The sequence below is a fragment of the Bradyrhizobium sp. SSBR45G genome (genome assembly GCF_030159255.1).
In the GTDB taxonomy this organism is placed as follows: domain Bacteria; phylum Pseudomonadota; class Alphaproteobacteria; order Rhizobiales; family Xanthobacteraceae; genus Bradyrhizobium.
Map to the genome: position 1 here is coordinate 160589 of NZ_BSCT01000004.1, position 17812 is coordinate 178400.

The following is a 17812-nucleotide window of genomic DNA, read 5'->3' on the forward strand; positions in this document are numbered from 1 at the left end:
CGATGGCCAAGATGATAACGGATCGAGTGTGACCAAAACGATTTCAAACCGGATCGACGATGACAGAAGGCGCCTCCGGCCAATTGATTGAGCTGCGTGTCCATAAAGTTGTGCAGCTGTTTCACACGCTGGATCCATTCCCATTCCGGGAGCGGGATCTCGACAAGGAAGTAGAAGAGTTCATCGTCGGTTGGGCCCGCGAATTGCCCGGGGATCGATCGATAAGAATCGTCGTTCACGCTCCTGAGTCCGAGACCCAGTCAAGGGCGGCTCGGGAGCTAAGCGAGGCATTCAATCGCTACTTTTCCGAACACGCCGGGACCATTCAGCGGGAGATCAAGGAGCTGTTTCGGGTCGGTCGGCGCTCTCTTGCGATCGGGATCACGATTCTGATCATATGTCTCGTCTCGGCACATGTCGCCAGCGGTCATCTGATTGATAGCCCGTTCAGGCGCTTGGTTGAGGAAAGCTTTCTCATTCTTGGGTGGGTAGCGAACTGGCGGCCCCTTGAAATATTTCTGTACGATTGGCTGCCGCTCGCCCGAAGGCGTGATTTGTACCGCCGCCTTTCGATCGCGACGGTCGAGTTGAAAGCATACGACAATCCGGAGACCCCAGAGATCGGGCTGGCGATAGCGACTTGACTCCCGTCAAGCAGGCTTAGTTGCGTCCGGAGCATGCTTTGTAAGAGGATCTGCCCTTCAAAGGTTCGGTGCCCTCAAGGCAGGCTTAGCACGCCCACGGCGCGCCTGGCTGCCGACGCGCTTCCCGCATCAATGCCGCTGGCAGGAAAACGGACGGAGCCGACGGATCCTTATTGCCGAAGATAGGGGGAGCAGTCATCTATGCACCTCGAGTGAATGAAGGGATGCAGCCATGAACGAGCTCGACCGTCAGGCTCATTGGCAGAGCGTATACGCGACGAAAGCGGAAAGGGAGGTCAGCTGGTTTCAGGAGGATCCGGCTCCATCGCTGGATCTCATCGCCGAGACAGGGATCTCGGCTAACGCGGGCGTCATCGACGTTGGTGGGGGTGCCTCACGTCTGGTCGATGGTCTGCTTGAGCGGGGTTTCAGCCGGATTGCTGTCCTTGACCTGTCCGCGGAAGCTCTCGAAGCGGCGAAGAGGCGGCTCGGACCGCACGGAGAAGCGGTCGCTTGGATTGTCGCGGACGTCACGACCTGGGATCCTCCGACCACCTACGACCTGTGGCACGACCGGGCCGCTTTCCACTTCCTGACGGATCCCGCCGATCGCGCGGCCTACGTCGCTTGCCTGAAAAAGGCCGTGCGTCCTGGGGGCATGTGATCATCGCGACGTTCGCGCTCGATGGTCCAAAACGGTGTAGCGGACTGCCCATCGTCCGGTACGATCCGGAGGCGCTGTCGGCCACGCTGGGGCCTGCCTTCGAACTTGTCGGCTCGCGGAGGCACGACCACCTGACCCCCGGCGGCCATACGCAGCGCTTTCAGTTCAGCCGCTTTGAATTCCGGGGAGATGACCCGAATTCGCGGGCTGGCGAATGAGTACGAGACGAGAGCAGATGCGCGCCAGCGACCGTCACAAATCGCCCTCGCGGGATGTTGCCGTCCTTTCGGCCGAGTGCCTGCGCAAGCCGTATGGCGTGTCGGTTCGAAGGACGACCGCGTGATCTCGATCTCTGGCGCAGCGCGCGATGAAGATTGCGTGCTGCGCCGTCGTCGGGCCTCAGTCTTCGCGCTGCGGTTCGGCCATGCCACCGTGCATGCGCATTCCCATCATGCCTCCGCCGTTCTTCATCATGGCTTCGTGCGCCGCAACCATGCCGCGTTGGGCAAGATCGGTCACCTCCGCGGCATGATCCTGAAGAGCTTTGACGGTTTTCGCGTCGGTCGACGTTTGAACGACGATGATCCCCTTTTCGGTGGTCTCATACGTTGTCTTGATCTTGTCCTTGTACCGGAAGAGCGAATGCAGAGCCGGGCTTTCGATCGGCAGACCCGGATCACGTCCTTGTTCGATCCGCTTTCCCATGTCGGCGACGTGCTTCTTGATCGTCGCCGCGACCTCCGGGTCGTCCGATTCCGTGACTGTGCGAATGCCGTCCGGGAGGTTCGTCACCGTGCGTTCGACGCGATCGTGGTTGAACAGCAGGCCGTGGATGCCGGCGCGCTCCTCCATGGTGGCAGAGCCGCCCATCATACCCATCATTCCGGGGCCCATGCCCATCATGCCGGGGCCCATTGGGCCCCGCATGCCCGGCCCCATCCGGTCGTGCATGCCCATGCCCATGGCCATGCGGTGCATTCCGCCCGGGCCGTGATCGGCGGATTGCGCCAAAGCCCACCCCCCGACAAGCAAGCCGGCCACCGCGACGCTGCCGATAATCAGAACGTTCCTTCTCATCTGAATCTCCGATGCTCCTGCAACAGAGGGTCCGTTGCTTGTGCACACTGAAGCGATCGGGTGTCACTCAAGTTTTTCAGGGACGAGGGGAGTTGTGACAAAGTTTGTCAAATGCGACCGCAGTCACACCCCGGCGCACATTTCCGCGAAAGCCGCGGGATGTTGGTCTATATTGGACGCATGCAGGGCTCGTCACACATCCTGATCGTCGACGACCATCGCGAGATTCGCGATCTGGTCTCGCGCGCGCTGACGAAGGAGGGCTTCCGTGTCAGCTCGGCGGCGGATGGCCGCGCGATGCGCAAGGTCCTAGCCGAAGGTCGGATCGATCTCATCCTGCTTGATTTGATGCTTCCGGGCGAGGACGGCCTGTCGCTTTGTCGTTCGCTTCGAATCGAATCGAAGATTCCGATCATTATGCTGACAGCGAAGGGCGACGAGATCGACCGCGTCATTGGCCTCGAGATGGGCGCGGACGACTATCTGCCGAAGCCGTTTGGCAGCCGCGAGCTCGTCGCGCGTATCAAGGCTGTGCTGAGACGCAGTCGCGACCAAGCGATGGGGCCGGATACCGATCATCACGCCAAGCGCTACCATTTCGATCGCTGGCAGCTGGATGCCGGCACACGAGAGCTCCGTCGCGACGACGGGGTCATAGTGCCGCTCAGCACCGGTGAATATGATCTCCTGCTTGCCTTTGTCGAACGCCCGCAGCGCGTGCTGAGCCGCGATCAGTTGCTCGATCTGGCCCGCGGGCGCACCACCGTTGCCATCGACCGCAGCATCGACACTCAAGTCAGCCGGCTTCGCAAGAAACTCGAATTGGATCACACCGATCCCAAGATCATCAAGACGGTGTGGGGCGGCGGGTATACCTTCGCGCTTCCGGTGAAGCACGAATGAGCGGGTTTCTTCCCAGGAGCCTGTTCGGCCAAACGCTGCTTGCGTTGCTGGTCGGCCTAGTGATCTCGCATGCGGCGGGATCCTGGATCTATTCGCTGGATCGGGAGCAAGCAGTCCGCGCCGTCGGTGGACTGGCGGCTGCGCAGCGCATCACAAATCTCACCCGGCTTGTGGACGAGACCCCACGCGGGTCGCGCGAGCGGATCGTTGATGCCTTGAGCGACCAGACATTCCGGGTGGCTCTCTCAACCGAGCCTCCTGCCTCGGGACCGGGCGACGACGATGGGCAGGTCGCCGAGGCGATCAAGGACTTTCTGGTCAATCAATTGTCGCTCAAATCGGGGCGGCAACCTCGCGTATCCGCCTATTGGCCTGCCGCCTCCGACACCGTATTCGGAACCATGCACCCTATGATGGGGCGTGGCCCGATGATGCATGGTTTTGGCGGCTTCGGTCCTTTCGCGGGCTTCCGTGATCTGAAAGTCGCCGTTCCGCTCTCCGATGGTCAGTGGCTTTCCTTCGCCACCGCGCTGCCCCAGGGGGGGCCGGCCTTTTCGAGTCAACTCCTCATTGCCATGGCGTTGATGGCGGTCGTTATCCTCGCGGTTTCGATATGGGTCGTTCGGCGTGTGACCGCGCCGCTCGCCTCGCTCTCGGCGGCGGCCGAACTGCTCGGCAATGATTTGAACGCTCCTCCGATGGCCGAGACCGGCACGGTGGAGATGCGGCAGGCGTCGCGGGCGTTCAACACGATGCAGGCGCGTCTGCGTAGCCTCGTCGAAAATCGAACGCGGATGCTGGCTGCGATCTCGCACGACCTGCGCACGCCTCTGACGCTACTGCGGCTTCGCGCCGAAAATGTCGAGGACGCTCCAGAGCGCGATAAGATGCTGGCGAGCATCGCCGAGATGGATGCCATGATTGCTGCGACGCTGGAGTTCGCGCGTGACGAAGCGAAGGCTGAGCCGCATCGCCGAACGGATCTGACAGCGCTGCTGGCCAGCGTGGTCGACGACATGGCCGACACCGGACTACCGGTTGCGATGGAGTCCGCCCTGCCACTCATCCGTGAATGCCAGCCAGCGGCCTTGAAGCGGGCGATAACCAACCTGATCGACAACGCCGTGAAGTATGGCAAGCAGGCGCGCTGCGCGATCCGGTCGACAGTTCAGGGCATCGAGATCACGATCGAAGACGACGGTCCAGGCATTCCCGAGCAGGAACTCACCAGGGTATTTCAGCCATTCTACAGGGTGGAAGGATCGCGAAATCGCGAGACTGGCGGGATCGGTCTTGGCCTTGCGATCGCGTTGTCTGTGGTCCAGGCCCATGGCGGTCAGCTCGCGCTGTCAAATCGGTCGCAAGGCGGCCTTCGTGCTTGCATCACACTTCCGGTTCGCTCGTGATGGGACTGCTCTCTGGCTGCGTCGTGCATGCGTCGGAAGGATCTCGTCATAGCGTTCTCACTTGCACCGGCATCAAGAAGCATTGGCGAAACTGCCTCGACAGAGCTACCTCAGCCGGTAACCTGCGTGACAGGAAACACAGGCGCTCATCACCTCGCCCAAGGCTCCGAGGGCGGGCTTCATCTCGCCGGTTACTCCCACATTCTGCGCTTCGATAGCGAAACGACTCGCGGCCTTGTGCATCGTCGTGCCGGCGTCCTGCATGCCTTGCGGCATGTACTTGGCCACCTCCGCCGCGCCGTGCAGTCGCAACGAACTCATGCCGAGACGCTCCTCCGCGATCTTCCCGGCCTTCTCCGACTCGCCTGTGGCGAGGGCCTCATTGATCTGCTGCAGGGTGAGGAGGTGATCGCGCATATTGGCCAGCGTGTGATCGACAAGCTCTGGCGGAAATTTCACGAATTCGCGCGAGTCAGCCGCAGGGGCGCCGTGATCCATGTGGTTCATTCGGCCCATCTGATCCTGATGCTTGCGGTGCTGGGCGGTGGCAAGGCCAGCCGAAAGCATCACGGTGGTCGAGGCTGCGATGGCGAGAAGTGTACGCATGGCACATTTCCTTGCTTTCATGGATGCGCATAGACGGCGCGCGTGCGACGGCATATGATCTTGATCATATGAATGCCAACAAGCTCAAGGCTCCGACCCGTCCTGCTGTAGACTGGAAGTCTCTGGCACTTGAATCGCCGCTTCTGGCGGCCCTGCCGGAGTCGGCCCAGCGGCTCACGCGGTTCTTGGAACTCCAGCGCCATAGCACCTTGTTTAGATGCGGCGACCGCCCGCGCGCGATGTTCTTCGTGCTTTCGGGAGAGGTGCGGCTGCTCCGTCGATCTAAATCTGGCGGTGAGGTCGTTCTGCAGCGGACATGGCGCGGCTTTCTGGCCGAAGCCAGCCTGGATCAGCCGACCTACCACTGTGATGCGGTCGCTGCCGCACCGACGCGGCTGTTGGCCATCCCACGAAGGCTGTTCACCGATGCGCTCGCCGTCGAGGGCTTCCGCAACAGGTGGATCGCCCATCTCGCGCAGGAACTGCGGAAGGTGCGCGCCCACACGGAAAGGCTGAGCCTCAAGACCGCGCGTGAACGGATCGTGCACTTCATCGAGACCGAGGGGGAGGGGGGTGTCGTCGATCTGACCCAGTCTAAGAAGGACTGGGCGGCGGAACTCGGCCTGACACATGAAGCGCTCTATCGTACGCTGGCGCAGATGGCGAAGCACGGCGAGCTAAGGGTCGATCAGTCTCGGTTGACTCTGCGATGAGTGGTCACGACATGCGTTGGCGCCGAGGTCCATGAGGCGCCGCTGGTGGCCGACGTCATCGGCGGCATCATCTCCTTGAGATCCTGACGCTGCTCGTGCTGCCGGCGTTTTAGACAAACACGAAACTCTCCGTCCAGAAAACGCTTGGGGTTGAGATCGCGCGCTGTCTGCATCATCTTCGTTACGACGCCGGTTCGAGCTTGCGTCGCGCCCAGACCTCAGTGGCTCAGGCGGAGCAGGTTGCGCAAGGCTGGCCGCCACTCGCCTGTCATCGTGTATTCGAGTCCGATGCGTGCGCCGCAGGTGATTGCGAGCATCGTGAGTGGTGCGGATAACGCCAGTGTGGAAAATGCGGACAGGCCCTGGCCGATGGTGCAGCCCATCGACATGATGCCGCCGGTGCCCATCAGCAGGGCGCCGACCATGTGGCGCTTCAGCTCGCGGGCATCGTCGCATGCTTCCCAGCGGAAGACGCGCGAGAACATTGCCGCGACGAACGATCCCAGGATCACCCCGGCCACCGAGCCGATCGCGAAGTCGGCATGGCTGCCTGAGAGCGTGGCGATGTAGAGCAATGAATTGCCTAGCGGCGCGACGAAGGTGAGGGACGTAACCCGCTGCGGATCAAAGTCGTCATGGCCGAGCCAGCCAGTCGCGAACCAGCCGAACGCGACCGCGCTGCCGACGGTGAGGCCCGAGAGCAGCAGCCGTGGCGATTTGACGAGGCCCCCGTCGGCCAGCGCCCAGGCGGTCAGCGCGACGGCCACGATGGAGACGACGGCCGGCCGCGCATATGATCCAAGCACCGCCGACAGCAAAACGTCGATGCCCTGGCTCATCGTCTCCGGCAGGCGCAGCGACAGCGGCTCGATGAGTCCAATGCGCAGGAATCCGGTGAGCCCCCGCATTGCGGCCAGGGCCGAGACGCCGAGCACCAGGAACACGACGATGGCGCGCAGATCGCCACCGCCGATGCGGACGAGCGTGCCGAAGCCGCAGGTGCCGACCAGCGCCATGCCGATCCCGAATAGAAAGCCGCCCAGGATGGCGCCGCCGAGCGGAATGGATGAGGTCAGATAGATGGAGCGCGAGAGATCGACGAGGCCGAAGCTCGCGAGCAATTGGGTGACCACCAGCGCCACTGCCGCAGCCAGGGCGAAGGATTTGAGGCGCCGCGTATCCGCACCGAAAAACGCGTCCTCCAGCATCGCGAGCGTACAGAACCGGCCGGCGCGCCCGGCAACGCCGAGAACGCCGCCTGCCAGCAGACCGCACATGAACGTCAATGCTGACGGACTGAGCATACCCCCCGATGTCCTTGTTTTCGTCCCGGCATTGTGCGCCAGGATCGGCGGCGAGGCCAGACCTCCTGCCGCGCCCACTGCTTGCGGCTCGCGCCTGCCTGCGGCTGGGCCCGGCTGTCGGCTCCCAAACGATTACAATGCGACGAACGTCAGCGGCGGCGCTTGCGGACGGGCTCACAGAAGACGTCGTAGATTGCCGTCAGGATCTTACGGACGTCCTCGCTGGCGAGGCTGTAGTAGATCGTCTTGCCCTCGCGCCGCGTCGTGACCAGCCGGTCGAGCCGGAGACGGGCGAGCTGCTGCGAGACGGTCGACTGCCGCTCGCCCAGGAACTGCTCGAGCTCGGTGACGGATTTCTCGCCTTCGGAGAGGATGCACAGCAGCAGCAGCCTGGACTCGTGGGACAGCGCTTTCAGCATCTCGCTGGCTTCCCGCGCCTTCTCGATCATCTGCTCGAGCTCGGCGGAGGTTTCGATGTCCTTCAACTTCGGCAGCGGCATGAATTCTGGATCCTCGATTGTCCGTCAGGAGCGGGCCGGCGCCCCGCTTGTAGCATTCATTATACGGCCGAGCAGCCCAAAGAAAAACGCATCACCGGGATAGCCGCGGATCCGGCCGATTTCGCGGCCCTGATCGACCACCACGAAGGTTGGGGTGAACGCGCCCGGATCGATGCCGGCGAGATCCGCCGGCAGCGGCCGGCCGAGGTCGACCCGCCGCAGCGGCAATGCGCGGCCTTCATCCGTCTTGGCATAGATCGGTGCGATCTCGGCATTGAACCGGACGCACCAGCCGCAGCCCGCGCGTTCGAACATCACGAGCTCGGAGGCGGCGGCCGGCAACGAGAGACAGAGGCCCGCCGCCACCGCCCATGCGAGCTTTGCGATTTTGAGCGTCATGCCGCAATCCTCTTGCTGGACTTACGGTCCAATCTATCATTGAATTCGAATATGTACTAGTGCTCCGTTTCCGAAGCCCGCGTCGTCAAGGCGGGCGGCATGGGGCAGGGGTGTCCAGCCCGGGAGGACTGATGGATATCGACGTCACGCTGGGCGCCGCGCTGGCCGCGGGGTTGCTGTCCTTCCTGTCGCCGTGCATCCTGCCGCTGGTGCCGCCGTTCCTGTGCTACATGGCCGGGGTGTCGGCGGCCGAGACCGTCGCTGAGGCCGCACCGGTGCCGCGGCGGCGCACGGTATTGACGGCGCTCTGCTTCGTCGCCGGGTTTTCGCTTGTCTTCGTCGGTCTCGGCGCCACCGCCTCCGTGTTCGGCCGATTCATCGCCGGCCACCTCAGCCAGCTCGGCCTCGTCGCCGGCCTCGTCATCATCATGATGGGCCTGCATTTCCTCGGGCTGCTCAGGATTCCGCTGCTTTACCGCAGCGCGACCATCGATGTCGGCCGCAAGCCGGCCGGACTGCTCGGTGCTTTCGTGATGGGGCTGGCCTTCGCCTTCGGCTGGACGCCTTGCGCGGGGCCGGTTCTGGCCGCCGTGCTGATGATGGCCGGCGCGGAGGCGACAGTCGCCAAGGGCGCTCTGCTGCTCGCGGCCTATTCGCTCGGAACCGGAATCCCTTTCCTGATCGCCGCCGCCTTCATGAGCCAGTTCATGACCCTGCTGAAGGGCATCAAGCCGCATCTCGCGTTGGTCGAGAAGACCATGGGCGGCTTTCTGGTGCTGACCGGCGCGGCCTTTCTCACCGGCGTGGTCCCGCGGATGTCGGAATGGATCTTCGAGCGTTTTCCCTCGCTAGCCACGATCGGATGATCAGCCGAAGCGGAAGTCCAGCAGATTGACGAAGGACTGCAGCTCGATCTCATAGCGATGCACGAGGCCGGCATCGCCCTCGCGTGCGGCACGGCCGATCTCGCTTGCGCTTGCTGTGGCGCCGTCGATGAGGCGGCGGAATTCGGCCTGGCTCGCAACGTCCGGCGGCGCCAGGCCGCTGCAGCGCTGCAGCCGCTCGCGCAGCGCGGTGCCGGCCTGGACGACATCGCCGGCATCTGCCTTGCCCGCCGCGAACCATATCGCGGCGTTGCGCAACTCGTTCATGACAGGTGACAGGCCGAACACGCAATCGCTGAGCTCGACCACGCCGGCCTCGCCTCTGAAGGCGTGAAGCGACTGGCGCAACGCGGCAATGGCCGCCGCAGCACGGGCTCCGTCACCCGCGGCCAGCGCTTCGTCCGCCTGCTTCAGGCGATCTTGTCCAGTGGCGATCAGCGCGGCGAGGGATTGGGCCGAAGACGACGTATTGGAGCGCTCGGCGGCCCGGCTTAGCCTGGCCCAGGCGGTCCGGGCGTCGTCGAGCTCGAGCTGCGCCAAGCCCACATTGCCGGTGCGCCCATAACTCGCGGCTGTGCGCAGACTGGCCATCGCCGCGTGCATGAAGGCCGCAACATCTGCGTTCTCTTCGGTATGCCCGCGGAGGCCATGCGCTAGGCATGACAGCACGAGCGACAGCAGGATGGCGCGGCGCAGCATCGAATGTCCCTTCTCACATTCTGCTATTCGAATATTATGTATCGAAATTCCATGGACTTGGCAAAGCGCGCGAGCGGGCTGATGATGACGAACCGGACGATGACCCGACGCGATCTGGTTGCGCTGCTGCCTGCAGCAGCCGCGTTCGGCGCCATACACACGCCGGCGCGCGCCGACGCGGTGCTCGGCGATGACGGGCTCTATCACCAGTCCTGGTTCCTCAACAGTTTCCTGGATCTGCGCGAGGACCTCGAGAGCGCCTCGTCCGAGGGCAAGCGGCTTGCTGTAATGTGGGAGCTGCGCGGCTGTCCCTATTGCCGCGAGACCCATCTGGTGAACTTCGCCGATCAAGCGATCGCGGACTACATCCGTGCCAATTTCGAGGTGCTGCAACTCAACCTGCTCGGCGCGCGCAAGGTGATCGATTTCGATGGCCGGGAGTTGACCGAGAAGGAGCTCGCCGAGCGCTACGCGATCCGATTCACGCCGACGCTCCAGTTCTTTCCGCCGTCTGTCGATGGCGTTGCAGCCAAGGAGCCGCTCGCACGCGAGGTGGCGCGCGCGCCCGGTTATCTCAAGCCGCCGCATTTCCTCGCGATGTTCCGCTTCGTACGCGACAAGGCCTATGAGCGCGGCTCGTTCCGCGACTATCTCACGTCGTCGAAGGATTGAGTGCGCTGCCGCATCGAATTCGATTGACACTCATCGTATTCTCAAATCATAATTCGTGAATATGACGAGCCGTAAGTTCGTCGCATCAGCAGGCGAGGGGAAGCCTCGTCGGTCAGGGTGGAAACATGCGCCGTTTGATTCCGGCCGCCTTGTTCTGCGCGTTGCTCTCGGCGACGGCGCGAGGCGACGAGCCGATCAGGCTTGATATCATCGACTTCGCCATTCCGAAATCGCTGACGGGTGCGCCCGGCAATGCGGATGCTGGCAAGAAGGTGTTTCTGACGCGGACGCTGGGCAACTGCCTTGCCTGTCATCAGGTCTCGGCGCTGAAGTCTGAAGAGTTTCACGGCGAGTTCGGTCCGTCGCTGGATGGCGTCGCGACCCGCTACAATACGGCGCAGCTGCGCCTGATCGTTGCCGATCCCAAGCGCATCTTCACCGACACGGTGATGCCGGCCTTCTACAAAAGCGACGGACTCAATCGGGTCAGGCCGGAATTCGTCGGCAAGTCCGTCCTCACGGCCGCGCAGGTCGAGGACGTTGTCGCGTTTCTCGAAACATTGAAATAACCGCCTCTGGAGGATGATGCATGGGCGCAATCAACAGACGACAGGCGTTCCTTCTCGGCGGCGGTTTCGTCGCTTTGACGGTGCTGCCGATGGCCGCCAACGCCGAGCCGAGCAACGACGCGGGTGAGATGATCAAGAAGTTCACCGGCGGCAAGGAAGCGGCCAAGGGCAAGATCACGCTCGATCTGCCTGAGATCGCCGAGAACGGCAACACCGTGCCGCTCGCGCTCACCGTCGAAAGCCCGATGACCGCCGAAAACTACGTCAAGGAAGTGCTGTTCGTGGCCGACGGCAATCCGAACGCCGGCGTCGCGACGCTGATGTTCACGCCGATGTCCGGCAAAGCCGAGGCGTCCATCCGCATCCGTCTGGCGCAGACCCAGAACGTGATCGCGGTGGCCAAGATGAGCGACGGCTCGCTGTTTACCGAGCGCAAGACCGTCAAGGTCACCATCGGCGGCTGCGGCGGCTGAGACAGGGGAGAGAAAAACATGGCAGACAAGCCGCGCATCAAGCTTCCGAAGGAAGCCAGGAAGGGCGAGATCATCCAGATCAAGACGCTGGTCTCGCATCTGATGGAATCGGGCCAACGCAAGGACGCGCAGGGCAAACCGATCCCGCGCAAGATCATCAACAAGTTCACCTGCGAGTTCAACGACAAGCCGGTGTTCTCCTGCGTGCTGGAGCCGGCGATCTCCGCCAATCCGTACATCCAGTTCGACGCGAAGGTCGACGAGGAAGGCACCTTCAAGTTCGCCTGGACGGATGATGACGGCTCGGTGGTGATGGCTGAGGAAAAGATCGCGTTGAAGGCCTGATTGGCCGGGTTTGATCGCTACGGGGAGTGACGGATGTCCATTCGCTACGGTTCTCTCGCTGTCCTGGCCACGGCCGCGCTCACCCTCTCGGCCATTGCGGTGTTCGGCCAGGAGGCGGAACGGAAGGGCATTCCGGCGCCTCCCGGCCATGTCTTCAAGACCATCATCTCGGGCTATCAGTTCCGTACCAAGGAAACGCGTGCGCTCCAGGATGACGACCTGGAGAACCCGGGCTTCCTCGCGGTGGAGCGGGCCGCCGACATGTGGAAGACGGTCGACGGCAGCGAAGGCAAGTCGTGCATGAGCTGCCACGGCGAGGCGGAAACGACCATGAAGGGCGTCGGCGCGGCCATGCCCAAATGGAGCGAGAAGCTCAACAAGCCGGTTAATCTCGAGCAGCAGATCAACATCTGCCGCAGCGAGCATATGAAAGTGCAGCCTTGGGGCTTCAAGTCCAAGGAGCTGACGGACATGACGACCTTCGTCCGCTTCCAGTCGCGCGGCATGCCGGTGGCGGTGAAGACCGACGGTCCGATGTCGCCATGGTTCGAGAAGGGCAAGGAGATCTACTATACAAGGGTCGGCCAGCTCGATCTCGCCTGCGCCTCCTGCCACGAGAAGAACAACGGCAAGTTCATGCGCGCCGATTTTCTCAGCCAGGGCCAGACCAACGGCTTTCCGACCTATCGCTTGCGTGATCAGCGCCTGATCCCGCTGCACGAGCGTTTCGAGGGCTGCATGTTCGACGTGCGCGGCGTGCCCTACAAGCCGCTGTCGGACGAGTTCCTTGCGCTGGAGCTCTACGTCGCCTGGCGCGGCATCGGCCTGCCCGTCGAGACACCGTCGGTCCGCAACTAGCGGACACAAGGAAGACACATCATGATATCGCGTCGCGAATTCGTTCAGGTCGCATTGGCGGCGGCTGCCTTGACGGGCGGCACGTCCCGGGCCTTTGCCCAGCAGAAGCTGACCGAGAAGGAGCTTCTGGCCTTCGAGCCGGTCGGCAATGTCACGCTGGTGCATGTCACCGACATTCACGGCCAGCTGATGCCGCTGTATTTTCGTGAGCCCTCGACCAATCTCGGCGTTGGCGACGCAAAGGGCCAGCCGCCGCACGTCACCGGCAAGGATTTCCTCACCCGCTTTGGCATCGCGCCGGGCTCGTCGGCGGCCTATGCGCTGACGTCGGAGGACTTCGAGGCGCTGGCCAAGACCTACGGCCGCATCGGTGGGCTCGACCGTGCGGCAACCGTCATCAAGGCGATCCGCGCCGAGCGTGGCGACAAGGTCGTGCTGCTCGACGGCGGTGATACTTGGCAGGGATCCTGGACGTCGCTGAAGACGCGCGGCCAGGACATGATCGACTGCATGGCGCTGCTGAAGCCCGATGTGATGACCGGACATTGGGAGTTCACCTACGGCACCGAGCGCGTCAAGCAGGCGGTCGACGCGCTCGGCTTCCCGTTCCTCGGTCTCAACATCCGCGATACCGAGTGGAACGAGCCGGCGTTCGAAGCCTCGACGATGATCGAGCGCGGCGGCGTGAAGATCGCGGTGCTCGGTCAGGCCTTCCCGTACACGCCCGTCGCCAATCCCCGCTGGATGATTCCGAATTGGTCGTTCGGCGTGCGCGAGGAGGACGTCCAGACCCAGGTCGACAAGGCGCGCAAGGATGGCGCCGGCCTCGTCGTGCTGCTGTCGCACAACGGCTTCGACGTCGACCGCAAGCTGGCGAGCCGGGTCAAGGGCCTCGACGTCATCCTCACCGGTCACACCCATGATGCGCTGCCTGAAGCGGTCAAGGTCGGCAAGACCTTGCTGATCGCCTCCGGCTCCTCGGGCAAGTTCGTCTCGCGGCTCGATCTCGACCTCAGAGATGGCGAGCTCAAGGGCTATCGCTACAAGCTGATCCCGCTGTTTTCCGACGTGATCACGCCGGATGCGGCGATGGCGGCCAAGATCGCCGAGGTGCGCAAGCCGTTTGCTGCCGATCTCGGCCGCGCGCTCGGGCGGACCGAAACGCTGCTGTACCGCCGCGGCAATTTCAACGGCACGTTCGACGACCTGATCTGCCAGGCGCTGCTGCAGGAGCGCGATGCCGAGATCGCGTTGTCGCCGGGCTTCCGCTGGGGCACCAGCGTGATGCCGGGCCAGGACATCACCTTCGAGGACGTCACCAACGCCACCGCGATCACCTATCCCGCTGTCTATCGCATGGGCATGACCGGCACGCGCCTCAAGGAGATCATCGAGGACGTCGCCGACAATCTGTTCAATGTCGACCCGTACTACCAGCAGGGCGGCGACATGGTCCGCATCGGCGGCATGTCCTACGCCATCGACGTCAGCAAGCCGCAGGGGCAGCGTATCTCCGACATGCGCCTGATCAAGACCGGCGCCGCGATCGACCCGGCGCGCGAATATCAGGTCGCGGGCTGGGCCAGCGTCAATGAAGGTACGCAGGGCCCGCCGATCTGGGAGGTCGTGTCGAGCTATCTGCATCGCCAGAAAACCGTTCGTCTCGAGCCCAACCGGGCCGTCAAAGTCTCCGGAGTGTGACGACGATGTCCAAGGACAAATCTCTTTCCTCAGTACCTCGCGCGTCGCGCCGCGGCTTCCTGACCGCGGCCGGCGGACTTGCGGCGACGGCGTTGGCCACGCAGGCCCGTGCCGGTGCCGGCAACCCCGCCAACCAGCCGCCCAACGTGCCGGAATGGACGCGCACGCTCGGCGAGGGCGTCGCCGTTCGCCCCTACGGTAAACCGTCGAAGTTCGAGAAGGACGTCATCCGCCGCGACGTCGAATGGCTGACGGCCTCGCGCGAATCCTCTGTCAGTTTCACGCCGCTGCATGAGCTCGAAGGCATTATCACGCCGAACGGGCTGTGCTTCGAGCGCCATCACGGCGGCGTCGCTGAGGTCGATCCGGCCGATCACCGGCTGATGATCCACGGCCTGGTCGAGCGGCCGCTGCTGCTGTCGCTCGACGAGCTCAAGCGCTACCCGCGTGTCAACCGCATACATTTTATGGAATGCGCCGCCAACTCCGGCATGGAATGGCGCGGCGCCCAGCTCAACGGCTGCCAGTTCACCCACGGCATGATCCACTGCGTGCAATACACCGGTGTCTCGCTGCGCACGCTGCTGGAAGAGACCGGGGTGAAGCCGAGCGGCAAGTGGTTGCTGGTCGAGGGCGCCGACTCCGCTTCGATGGATCGGAGCCTGCCGATCGAGAAGGCGCTCGACGACTGCATCATCGCCTACAAAATGAACGGCGAGGCGCTGTATCCCGAGCAGGGCTATCCGATGCGGCTTGTGGTGCCGGGATGGCAGGGCAATCTCTGGGTCAAATGGCTGCGGCGCATCGAGGTCGGCGATCAACCTTGGCAGACGCGCGAGGAGACGTCGAAATACACGGACCTGCTGCCGAACGGCAAGGCGCGCCGATTCACCTGGTCCATGGATGCGAAGTCGGTGATCACGAGCCCGAGCCCGCAGGCGCCGATCAGGCACGGCAAGGGTTTCACCATCGTCTCGGGCCTGGCGTGGTCCGGCAACGGCAAGGTCAAGCGCGTCGACGTGTCGCTCGATGGCGGCCGCAACTGGTGGCCGGCGCGGATCGACGGCCCTGTGCTCGATAAGGCGCTGACGCGCTTCTACTACGAGTTCGACTGGAACGGCGAGCCGCTGCTGCTGCAGTCGCGGGTGCAGGACGAGACCGGATACGTCCAGCCGTCGAAGGCCGAGCTGCGCAAGGTGCGCGGCTACAACTCCATCTATCACAACAATGGCATCCAGACTTGGCATGTGCAGGCAAACGGTGAGGTCGAGAATGTCGAGGTCGCCTAAGCTGATCATTGCGGTCGCGCTCGCGACCTTTGCGGGTTCGGTCGCGCTCGCCGGTGGTCCGGGGGAGAAGATCGCGGCCAAGACCGAGTCAAAGTCCGAGCCGAAGACCGAGGCGAAGACGGAAGCCAACGCGCCGCAGCGCTTCAACATCGGGCGCGCGCCGACGGTCGAGGAGATCCGCGGCTGGGACATCGACGTGCGGCCGGACGGGCAGGGTCTGCCGACCGGCAAGGGCACTGTCGCCCAGGGCGAAAAGCTGTTCATGGACAATTGCGCCAGCTGTCATGGCGAGTTCGGCGAGGGGGCCGGCCGCTGGCCGGTGCTCGCCGGCGGCAAGGGCTCGCTGACCTCGGACAACCCGGTCAAGACAGTCGGCTCGTACTGGCCCTACGCCTCGACCTTGTTCGACTATGTTCGCCACGCGATGCCGTTCGGCAGCCCGCAGTCGCTGAAGGTCGACGAGTACTACGCGCTGGTCGCCTATGTGCTCTATCTGAATGATGTCATCACCGATCAAAACTTCGAGCTGACCGACAAGAATCTCGCCACGATCAAGATGCCGAACGAGGGCGGGTTCATCATGGATGACCGGGCGACCAGCGAGAAAGCCTTCTGGCAGAAGGAGCCGTGCATGAAGAACTGCATCGCGCCGGTCAAGATCACCGGACGTGCGACCGCCGTCGACGTCACGCCCGAGGACAAGGACGGCAAGCCGCGGGGCGTCGAGTGACGATGGCCGGATGCAGCCGCCGCCAAATGTTGCTGGCGGCCGCATCCGTCACCCTTGCGATAAGCGGGGCCGTTTCCATTGCCGCCGCAGCCGAGCCGCACCGGCTTGCGCTGCAGATCAGCGACGACGATCCGGCCAAGATGCGTGCGGTGCTCGACGTCGCCGCCAACGTGTCCCGGCACTATTCGGGCGGGGGCGACGAGGTGGAGATCGTGGTGGTGGCGTTCAATGGCGGGCTCGACATGCTGCTGGCCGACCGCTCGCCGGTGAAGGAGCGGGTGCTCGGCTTCGCCAAGTCGATGCCCAATGTCAGCTTCATTGCCTGCGGCAACACCTTGGAGACGCTCGCCAGCAAGGAGGGCCGGCAGCCGCCGCTGCTCGCTGGCGTCACCGTCGTCAAGACCGGGGTCGCGACTCTGCTTGAGCTGTCGGAGAAGAACTGGACGATCGTACGTCCCTGAAGGAATTTGCGATGCGCTGGTGGCTCGCTCTCGTCCTCTGTCTCGTTGCCTCGGTCGCGTTCGCGGCGGAGGAGCCGCGCGAGCTCGTGATCGGCGGCCGTACGGCGCTCGCCACGCTCCGGCTGCCGGCGCAGTCGGGGCCGGATGTCCCGTTGGTGCTGATGACGCACGGCACGCTCGCGCACAAGGACATGGAGACCATCCAGGGCCTGTCGAAGGCGCTGGCCGAGCGCGGCATCGCCTCGCTGGCGCACAACCTCGTGCTCGGGCTCGATCGCCGCACTGGCATGTACGACTGCGCCAAGCCGCATGATTACGCGCCGGATGATGCCGTCGAAGAGATCGCCGCATGGCTCGCCGAGGCGCGCAAGACCTCGTCGCGCATCTTCGTGCTCGGCCACTCACGCGGCGCCAATCAGCTCGCTCGCTATCTGGTCGCCAACCCCAAGGCCGCGATCGAAGGCGCGATCCTGCTGGCGCCGGCCACGGCGGGTATCGAGACCGGCCTGAGGGCGGCCTATGCGGAGAGCTATGGCCAGCCCTTGGCGCCGCTGCTCGAAAAGGCCGAAGGCGCTGTATCAGCTGGACGCGGCGGCGACTGGATGTCGGTGCCGGGTTTCATCTACTGCCGCGATGCCAAGGTGACCGCGCGCGCCTTCGCCGCGTTCTATCGCGCTGACCGACGCCAGGACACGGCGGCGCTGATCGAGGACGTCGGCCTACCGATCCTGGTGCTTGCCGCCGCGCAAGACAAGACCGTTCCGGATGTGGCGGCCTCGTTCGCGCCGCTGGCCGCTCGCGCCGGCAGCCGTGTCCGGCTGGAGACGATCGATGAAGCCGATCACTTCTTTCGTGATCTCGCCGCCGAGGATGCCGCTGATCGCATCGCAGGATTCATTGCAGCCGCGCGTTAGG

21 protein-coding genes and 1 pseudogene are annotated in these 17812 nt (G+C 63.8%); 16 read left to right on the forward strand and 6 right to left on the reverse strand.

Annotated elements, in window-relative coordinates; genetic code table 11:
- The first annotated feature begins 59 nt into the window (after positions 1-59).
- The gene (locus QQL87_RS07250) at positions 60-644 is read left to right on the forward strand and encodes a hypothetical protein (protein WP_284417695.1); all 585 of its coding nucleotides are present in this window, start codon (positions 60-62) and stop codon (positions 642-644) included.
- Between the two features lie 232 nt (positions 645-876).
- Positions 877-1526, forward strand: a pseudogene (locus tag QQL87_RS07255) (class I SAM-dependent methyltransferase).
- 181 nt (positions 1527-1707) lie between these two features.
- On the opposite strand, the gene QQL87_RS07260 reads toward QQL87_RS07255, so the two are convergent.
- Positions 1708-2385, reverse strand: a complete 678-nt coding sequence (locus QQL87_RS07260) for a hypothetical protein (protein ID WP_284417697.1) — start codon at positions 2383-2385, stop codon at positions 1708-1710.
- A gap of 180 nt (positions 2386-2565) precedes the next feature.
- Between QQL87_RS07260 and QQL87_RS07265 the strand changes: the two genes are divergently transcribed.
- Together QQL87_RS07265 and QQL87_RS07270 are read left to right on the forward strand one after the other, a co-directional pair.
- Entirely contained in the window at positions 2566-3288 is a 723-nt protein-coding gene (locus QQL87_RS07265; protein ID WP_284417880.1) for a response regulator, read from the forward strand.
- Entirely contained in the window at positions 3285-4694 is a 1410-nt protein-coding gene (locus QQL87_RS07270) for an ATP-binding protein (RefSeq protein WP_284417699.1), read from the forward strand. Before QQL87_RS07265 ends, QQL87_RS07270 begins: the two co-directional genes overlap by 4 nt.
- A 105-nt stretch (positions 4695-4799) precedes the next feature.
- Here the strand turns inward: QQL87_RS07270 and QQL87_RS07275 are convergent, their stop codons facing one another.
- The gene (locus QQL87_RS07275) at positions 4800-5300 is read right to left on the reverse strand and encodes a hypothetical protein (protein WP_284417700.1); all 501 of its coding nucleotides are present in this window, start codon (positions 5298-5300) and stop codon (positions 4800-4802) included.
- A 68-nt stretch (positions 5301-5368) separates the two neighbouring features.
- On the opposite strand from QQL87_RS07275, the gene QQL87_RS07280 reads away from it, so the two are divergent.
- The gene (locus QQL87_RS07280) at positions 5369-6013 is read left to right on the forward strand and encodes a Crp/Fnr family transcriptional regulator (RefSeq protein WP_284417701.1); all 645 of its coding nucleotides are present in this window, start codon (positions 5369-5371) and stop codon (positions 6011-6013) included.
- A 218-nt stretch (positions 6014-6231) separates the two neighbouring features.
- On the opposite strand, the gene QQL87_RS07285 is transcribed toward QQL87_RS07280, so the two are convergent.
- From QQL87_RS07285 to QQL87_RS07295, 3 genes are all read right to left on the reverse strand, one after another.
- The gene (locus QQL87_RS07285) at positions 6232-7317 is read right to left on the reverse strand and encodes a YeeE/YedE family protein (protein WP_284417703.1); all 1086 of its coding nucleotides are present in this window, start codon (positions 7315-7317) and stop codon (positions 6232-6234) included.
- A 149-nt stretch (positions 7318-7466) separates the two neighbouring features.
- On the reverse strand, positions 7467-7817 hold the full coding sequence (locus QQL87_RS07290) for an ArsR/SmtB family transcription factor (RefSeq protein ID WP_012043755.1): 351 nt from the start codon (positions 7815-7817) through the stop codon (positions 7467-7469).
- A 24-nt stretch (positions 7818-7841) separates the two neighbouring features.
- Entirely contained in the window at positions 7842-8216 is a 375-nt protein-coding gene (locus QQL87_RS07295; RefSeq protein WP_284417705.1) for a thioredoxin domain-containing protein, read from the reverse strand.
- Between the two features lie 131 nt (positions 8217-8347).
- On the opposite strand from QQL87_RS07295, the gene QQL87_RS07300 reads away from it, so the two are divergent.
- The gene (locus tag QQL87_RS07300) at positions 8348-9082 is read left to right on the forward strand and encodes a cytochrome c biogenesis CcdA family protein (RefSeq protein ID WP_284417706.1); all 735 of its coding nucleotides are present in this window, start codon (positions 8348-8350) and stop codon (positions 9080-9082) included.
- On the opposite strand, the gene QQL87_RS07305 is transcribed toward QQL87_RS07300, so the two are convergent.
- Positions 9083-9799 (reverse strand): hypothetical protein, encoded by a 717-nt coding sequence (locus QQL87_RS07305; RefSeq protein ID WP_284417708.1) that lies wholly within the window; start codon positions 9797-9799, stop codon positions 9083-9085.
- Positions 9800-9898: 99 nt separating this feature from the next.
- Here QQL87_RS07305 and QQL87_RS07310 point away from each other — a divergent pair, with 99 nt between their 5' ends.
- The 10 genes from QQL87_RS07310 (at position 9899) to QQL87_RS07355 (ending at position 17811) form a co-directional block, all read left to right on the forward strand.
- On the forward strand, positions 9899-10471 hold the full coding sequence (locus QQL87_RS07310) for a thioredoxin family protein (RefSeq protein ID WP_284417709.1): 573 nt from the start codon (positions 9899-9901) through the stop codon (positions 10469-10471).
- Positions 10472-10596: 125 nt separating this feature from the next.
- The gene (soxX, locus tag QQL87_RS07315) at positions 10597-11040 is read left to right on the forward strand and encodes a sulfur oxidation c-type cytochrome SoxX (protein ID WP_284417710.1); all 444 of its coding nucleotides are present in this window, start codon (positions 10597-10599) and stop codon (positions 11038-11040) included.
- 20 nt (positions 11041-11060) lie between these two features.
- Positions 11061-11513 (forward strand): thiosulfate oxidation carrier protein SoxY, encoded by a 453-nt coding sequence (gene soxY, locus QQL87_RS07320; RefSeq protein WP_284417711.1) that lies wholly within the window; start codon positions 11061-11063, stop codon positions 11511-11513.
- Between the two features lie 18 nt (positions 11514-11531).
- Complete coding sequence (soxZ, locus tag QQL87_RS07325) at positions 11532-11858, forward strand: thiosulfate oxidation carrier complex protein SoxZ (protein ID WP_284417712.1); 327 nt, start codon at positions 11532-11534, stop codon at positions 11856-11858.
- 33 nt (positions 11859-11891) lie between these two features.
- Positions 11892-12716, forward strand: a complete 825-nt coding sequence (gene soxA, locus QQL87_RS07330) for a sulfur oxidation c-type cytochrome SoxA (protein ID WP_284417713.1) — start codon at positions 11892-11894, stop codon at positions 12714-12716.
- A gap of 21 nt (positions 12717-12737) precedes the next feature.
- A complete protein-coding gene (soxB, locus tag QQL87_RS07335; RefSeq protein WP_284417715.1) occupies positions 12738-14417 on the forward strand; it encodes a thiosulfohydrolase SoxB in 1680 nt (559 codons plus the stop codon).
- A 5-nt stretch (positions 14418-14422) separates the two neighbouring features.
- Complete coding sequence (gene soxC, locus QQL87_RS07340; RefSeq protein WP_284417717.1) at positions 14423-15706, forward strand: sulfite dehydrogenase; 1284 nt, start codon at positions 14423-14425, stop codon at positions 15704-15706.
- Positions 15645-16436 carry a c-type cytochrome gene (locus QQL87_RS07345; RefSeq protein WP_284417719.1) on the forward strand — a complete coding sequence of 264 codons (792 nt, stop codon included), beginning with the start codon at positions 15645-15647 and terminating at the stop codon, positions 16434-16436. Before soxC ends, QQL87_RS07345 begins: the two co-directional genes overlap by 62 nt.
- Before the next feature lie 26 nt (positions 16437-16462).
- Complete coding sequence (locus QQL87_RS07350; RefSeq protein WP_284417720.1) at positions 16463-16897, forward strand: DsrE family protein; 435 nt, start codon at positions 16463-16465, stop codon at positions 16895-16897.
- 11 nt (positions 16898-16908) lie between these two features.
- Positions 16909-17811 (forward strand): alpha/beta hydrolase, encoded by a 903-nt coding sequence (locus tag QQL87_RS07355; protein ID WP_284417721.1) that lies wholly within the window; start codon positions 16909-16911, stop codon positions 17809-17811.
- Position 17812 lies beyond the last annotated feature (1 nt).

Bases quoted from the DNA above. Each gene is read 5' to 3' on its own strand.
- soxB (WP_284417715.1), top strand. From the start codon at position 12,738: ATGATATCGCGTCGCGAATTCGTTCAGGTCGCATTGGCGGCGGCTGCC.
- QQL87_RS07275 (WP_284417700.1), bottom strand. From the start codon at position 5,300: ATGCGTACACTTCTCGCCATCGCAGCCTCGACCACCGTGATGCTTTCG.
- QQL87_RS07285 (WP_284417703.1), bottom strand. From the start codon at position 7,317: ATGCTCAGTCCGTCAGCATTGACGTTCATGTGCGGTCTGCTGGCAGGC.
- QQL87_RS07300 (WP_284417706.1), top strand. From the start codon at position 8,348: ATGGATATCGACGTCACGCTGGGCGCCGCGCTGGCCGCGGGGTTGCTG.
- soxA (WP_284417713.1), top strand. From the start codon at position 11,892: ATGTCCATTCGCTACGGTTCTCTCGCTGTCCTGGCCACGGCCGCGCTC.
- QQL87_RS07280 (WP_284417701.1), top strand. From the start codon at position 5,369: ATGAATGCCAACAAGCTCAAGGCTCCGACCCGTCCTGCTGTAGACTGG.
- QQL87_RS07295 (WP_284417705.1), bottom strand. From the start codon at position 8,216: ATGACGCTCAAAATCGCAAAGCTCGCATGGGCGGTGGCGGCGGGCCTC.
- QQL87_RS07310 (WP_284417709.1), top strand. From the start codon at position 9,899: ATGACCCGACGCGATCTGGTTGCGCTGCTGCCTGCAGCAGCCGCGTTC.
- soxC (WP_284417717.1), top strand. From the start codon at position 14,423: ATGTCCAAGGACAAATCTCTTTCCTCAGTACCTCGCGCGTCGCGCCGC.
- QQL87_RS07350 (WP_284417720.1), top strand. From the start codon at position 16,463: ATGTTGCTGGCGGCCGCATCCGTCACCCTTGCGATAAGCGGGGCCGTT.
- soxX (WP_284417710.1), top strand. From the start codon at position 10,597: ATGCGCCGTTTGATTCCGGCCGCCTTGTTCTGCGCGTTGCTCTCGGCG.
- QQL87_RS07290 (WP_012043755.1), bottom strand. From the start codon at position 7,817: ATGCCGCTGCCGAAGTTGAAGGACATCGAAACCTCCGCCGAGCTCGAG.
- QQL87_RS07270 (WP_284417699.1), top strand. From the start codon at position 3,285: ATGAGCGGGTTTCTTCCCAGGAGCCTGTTCGGCCAAACGCTGCTTGCG.
- QQL87_RS07305 (WP_284417708.1), bottom strand. From the start codon at position 9,799: ATGCTGCGCCGCGCCATCCTGCTGTCGCTCGTGCTGTCATGCCTAGCG.
- QQL87_RS07260 (WP_284417697.1), bottom strand. From the start codon at position 2,385: ATGAGAAGGAACGTTCTGATTATCGGCAGCGTCGCGGTGGCCGGCTTG.
- QQL87_RS07265 (WP_284417880.1), top strand. From the start codon at position 2,566: ATGCAGGGCTCGTCACACATCCTGATCGTCGACGACCATCGCGAGATT.
- soxY (WP_284417711.1), top strand. From the start codon at position 11,061: ATGGGCGCAATCAACAGACGACAGGCGTTCCTTCTCGGCGGCGGTTTC.
- QQL87_RS07345 (WP_284417719.1), top strand. From the start codon at position 15,645: ATGGCATCCAGACTTGGCATGTGCAGGCAAACGGTGAGGTCGAGAATG.
- QQL87_RS07250 (WP_284417695.1), top strand. From the start codon at position 60: ATGACAGAAGGCGCCTCCGGCCAATTGATTGAGCTGCGTGTCCATAAA.
- soxZ (WP_284417712.1), top strand. From the start codon at position 11,532: ATGGCAGACAAGCCGCGCATCAAGCTTCCGAAGGAAGCCAGGAAGGGC.
- QQL87_RS07355 (WP_284417721.1), top strand. From the start codon at position 16,909: ATGCGCTGGTGGCTCGCTCTCGTCCTCTGTCTCGTTGCCTCGGTCGCG.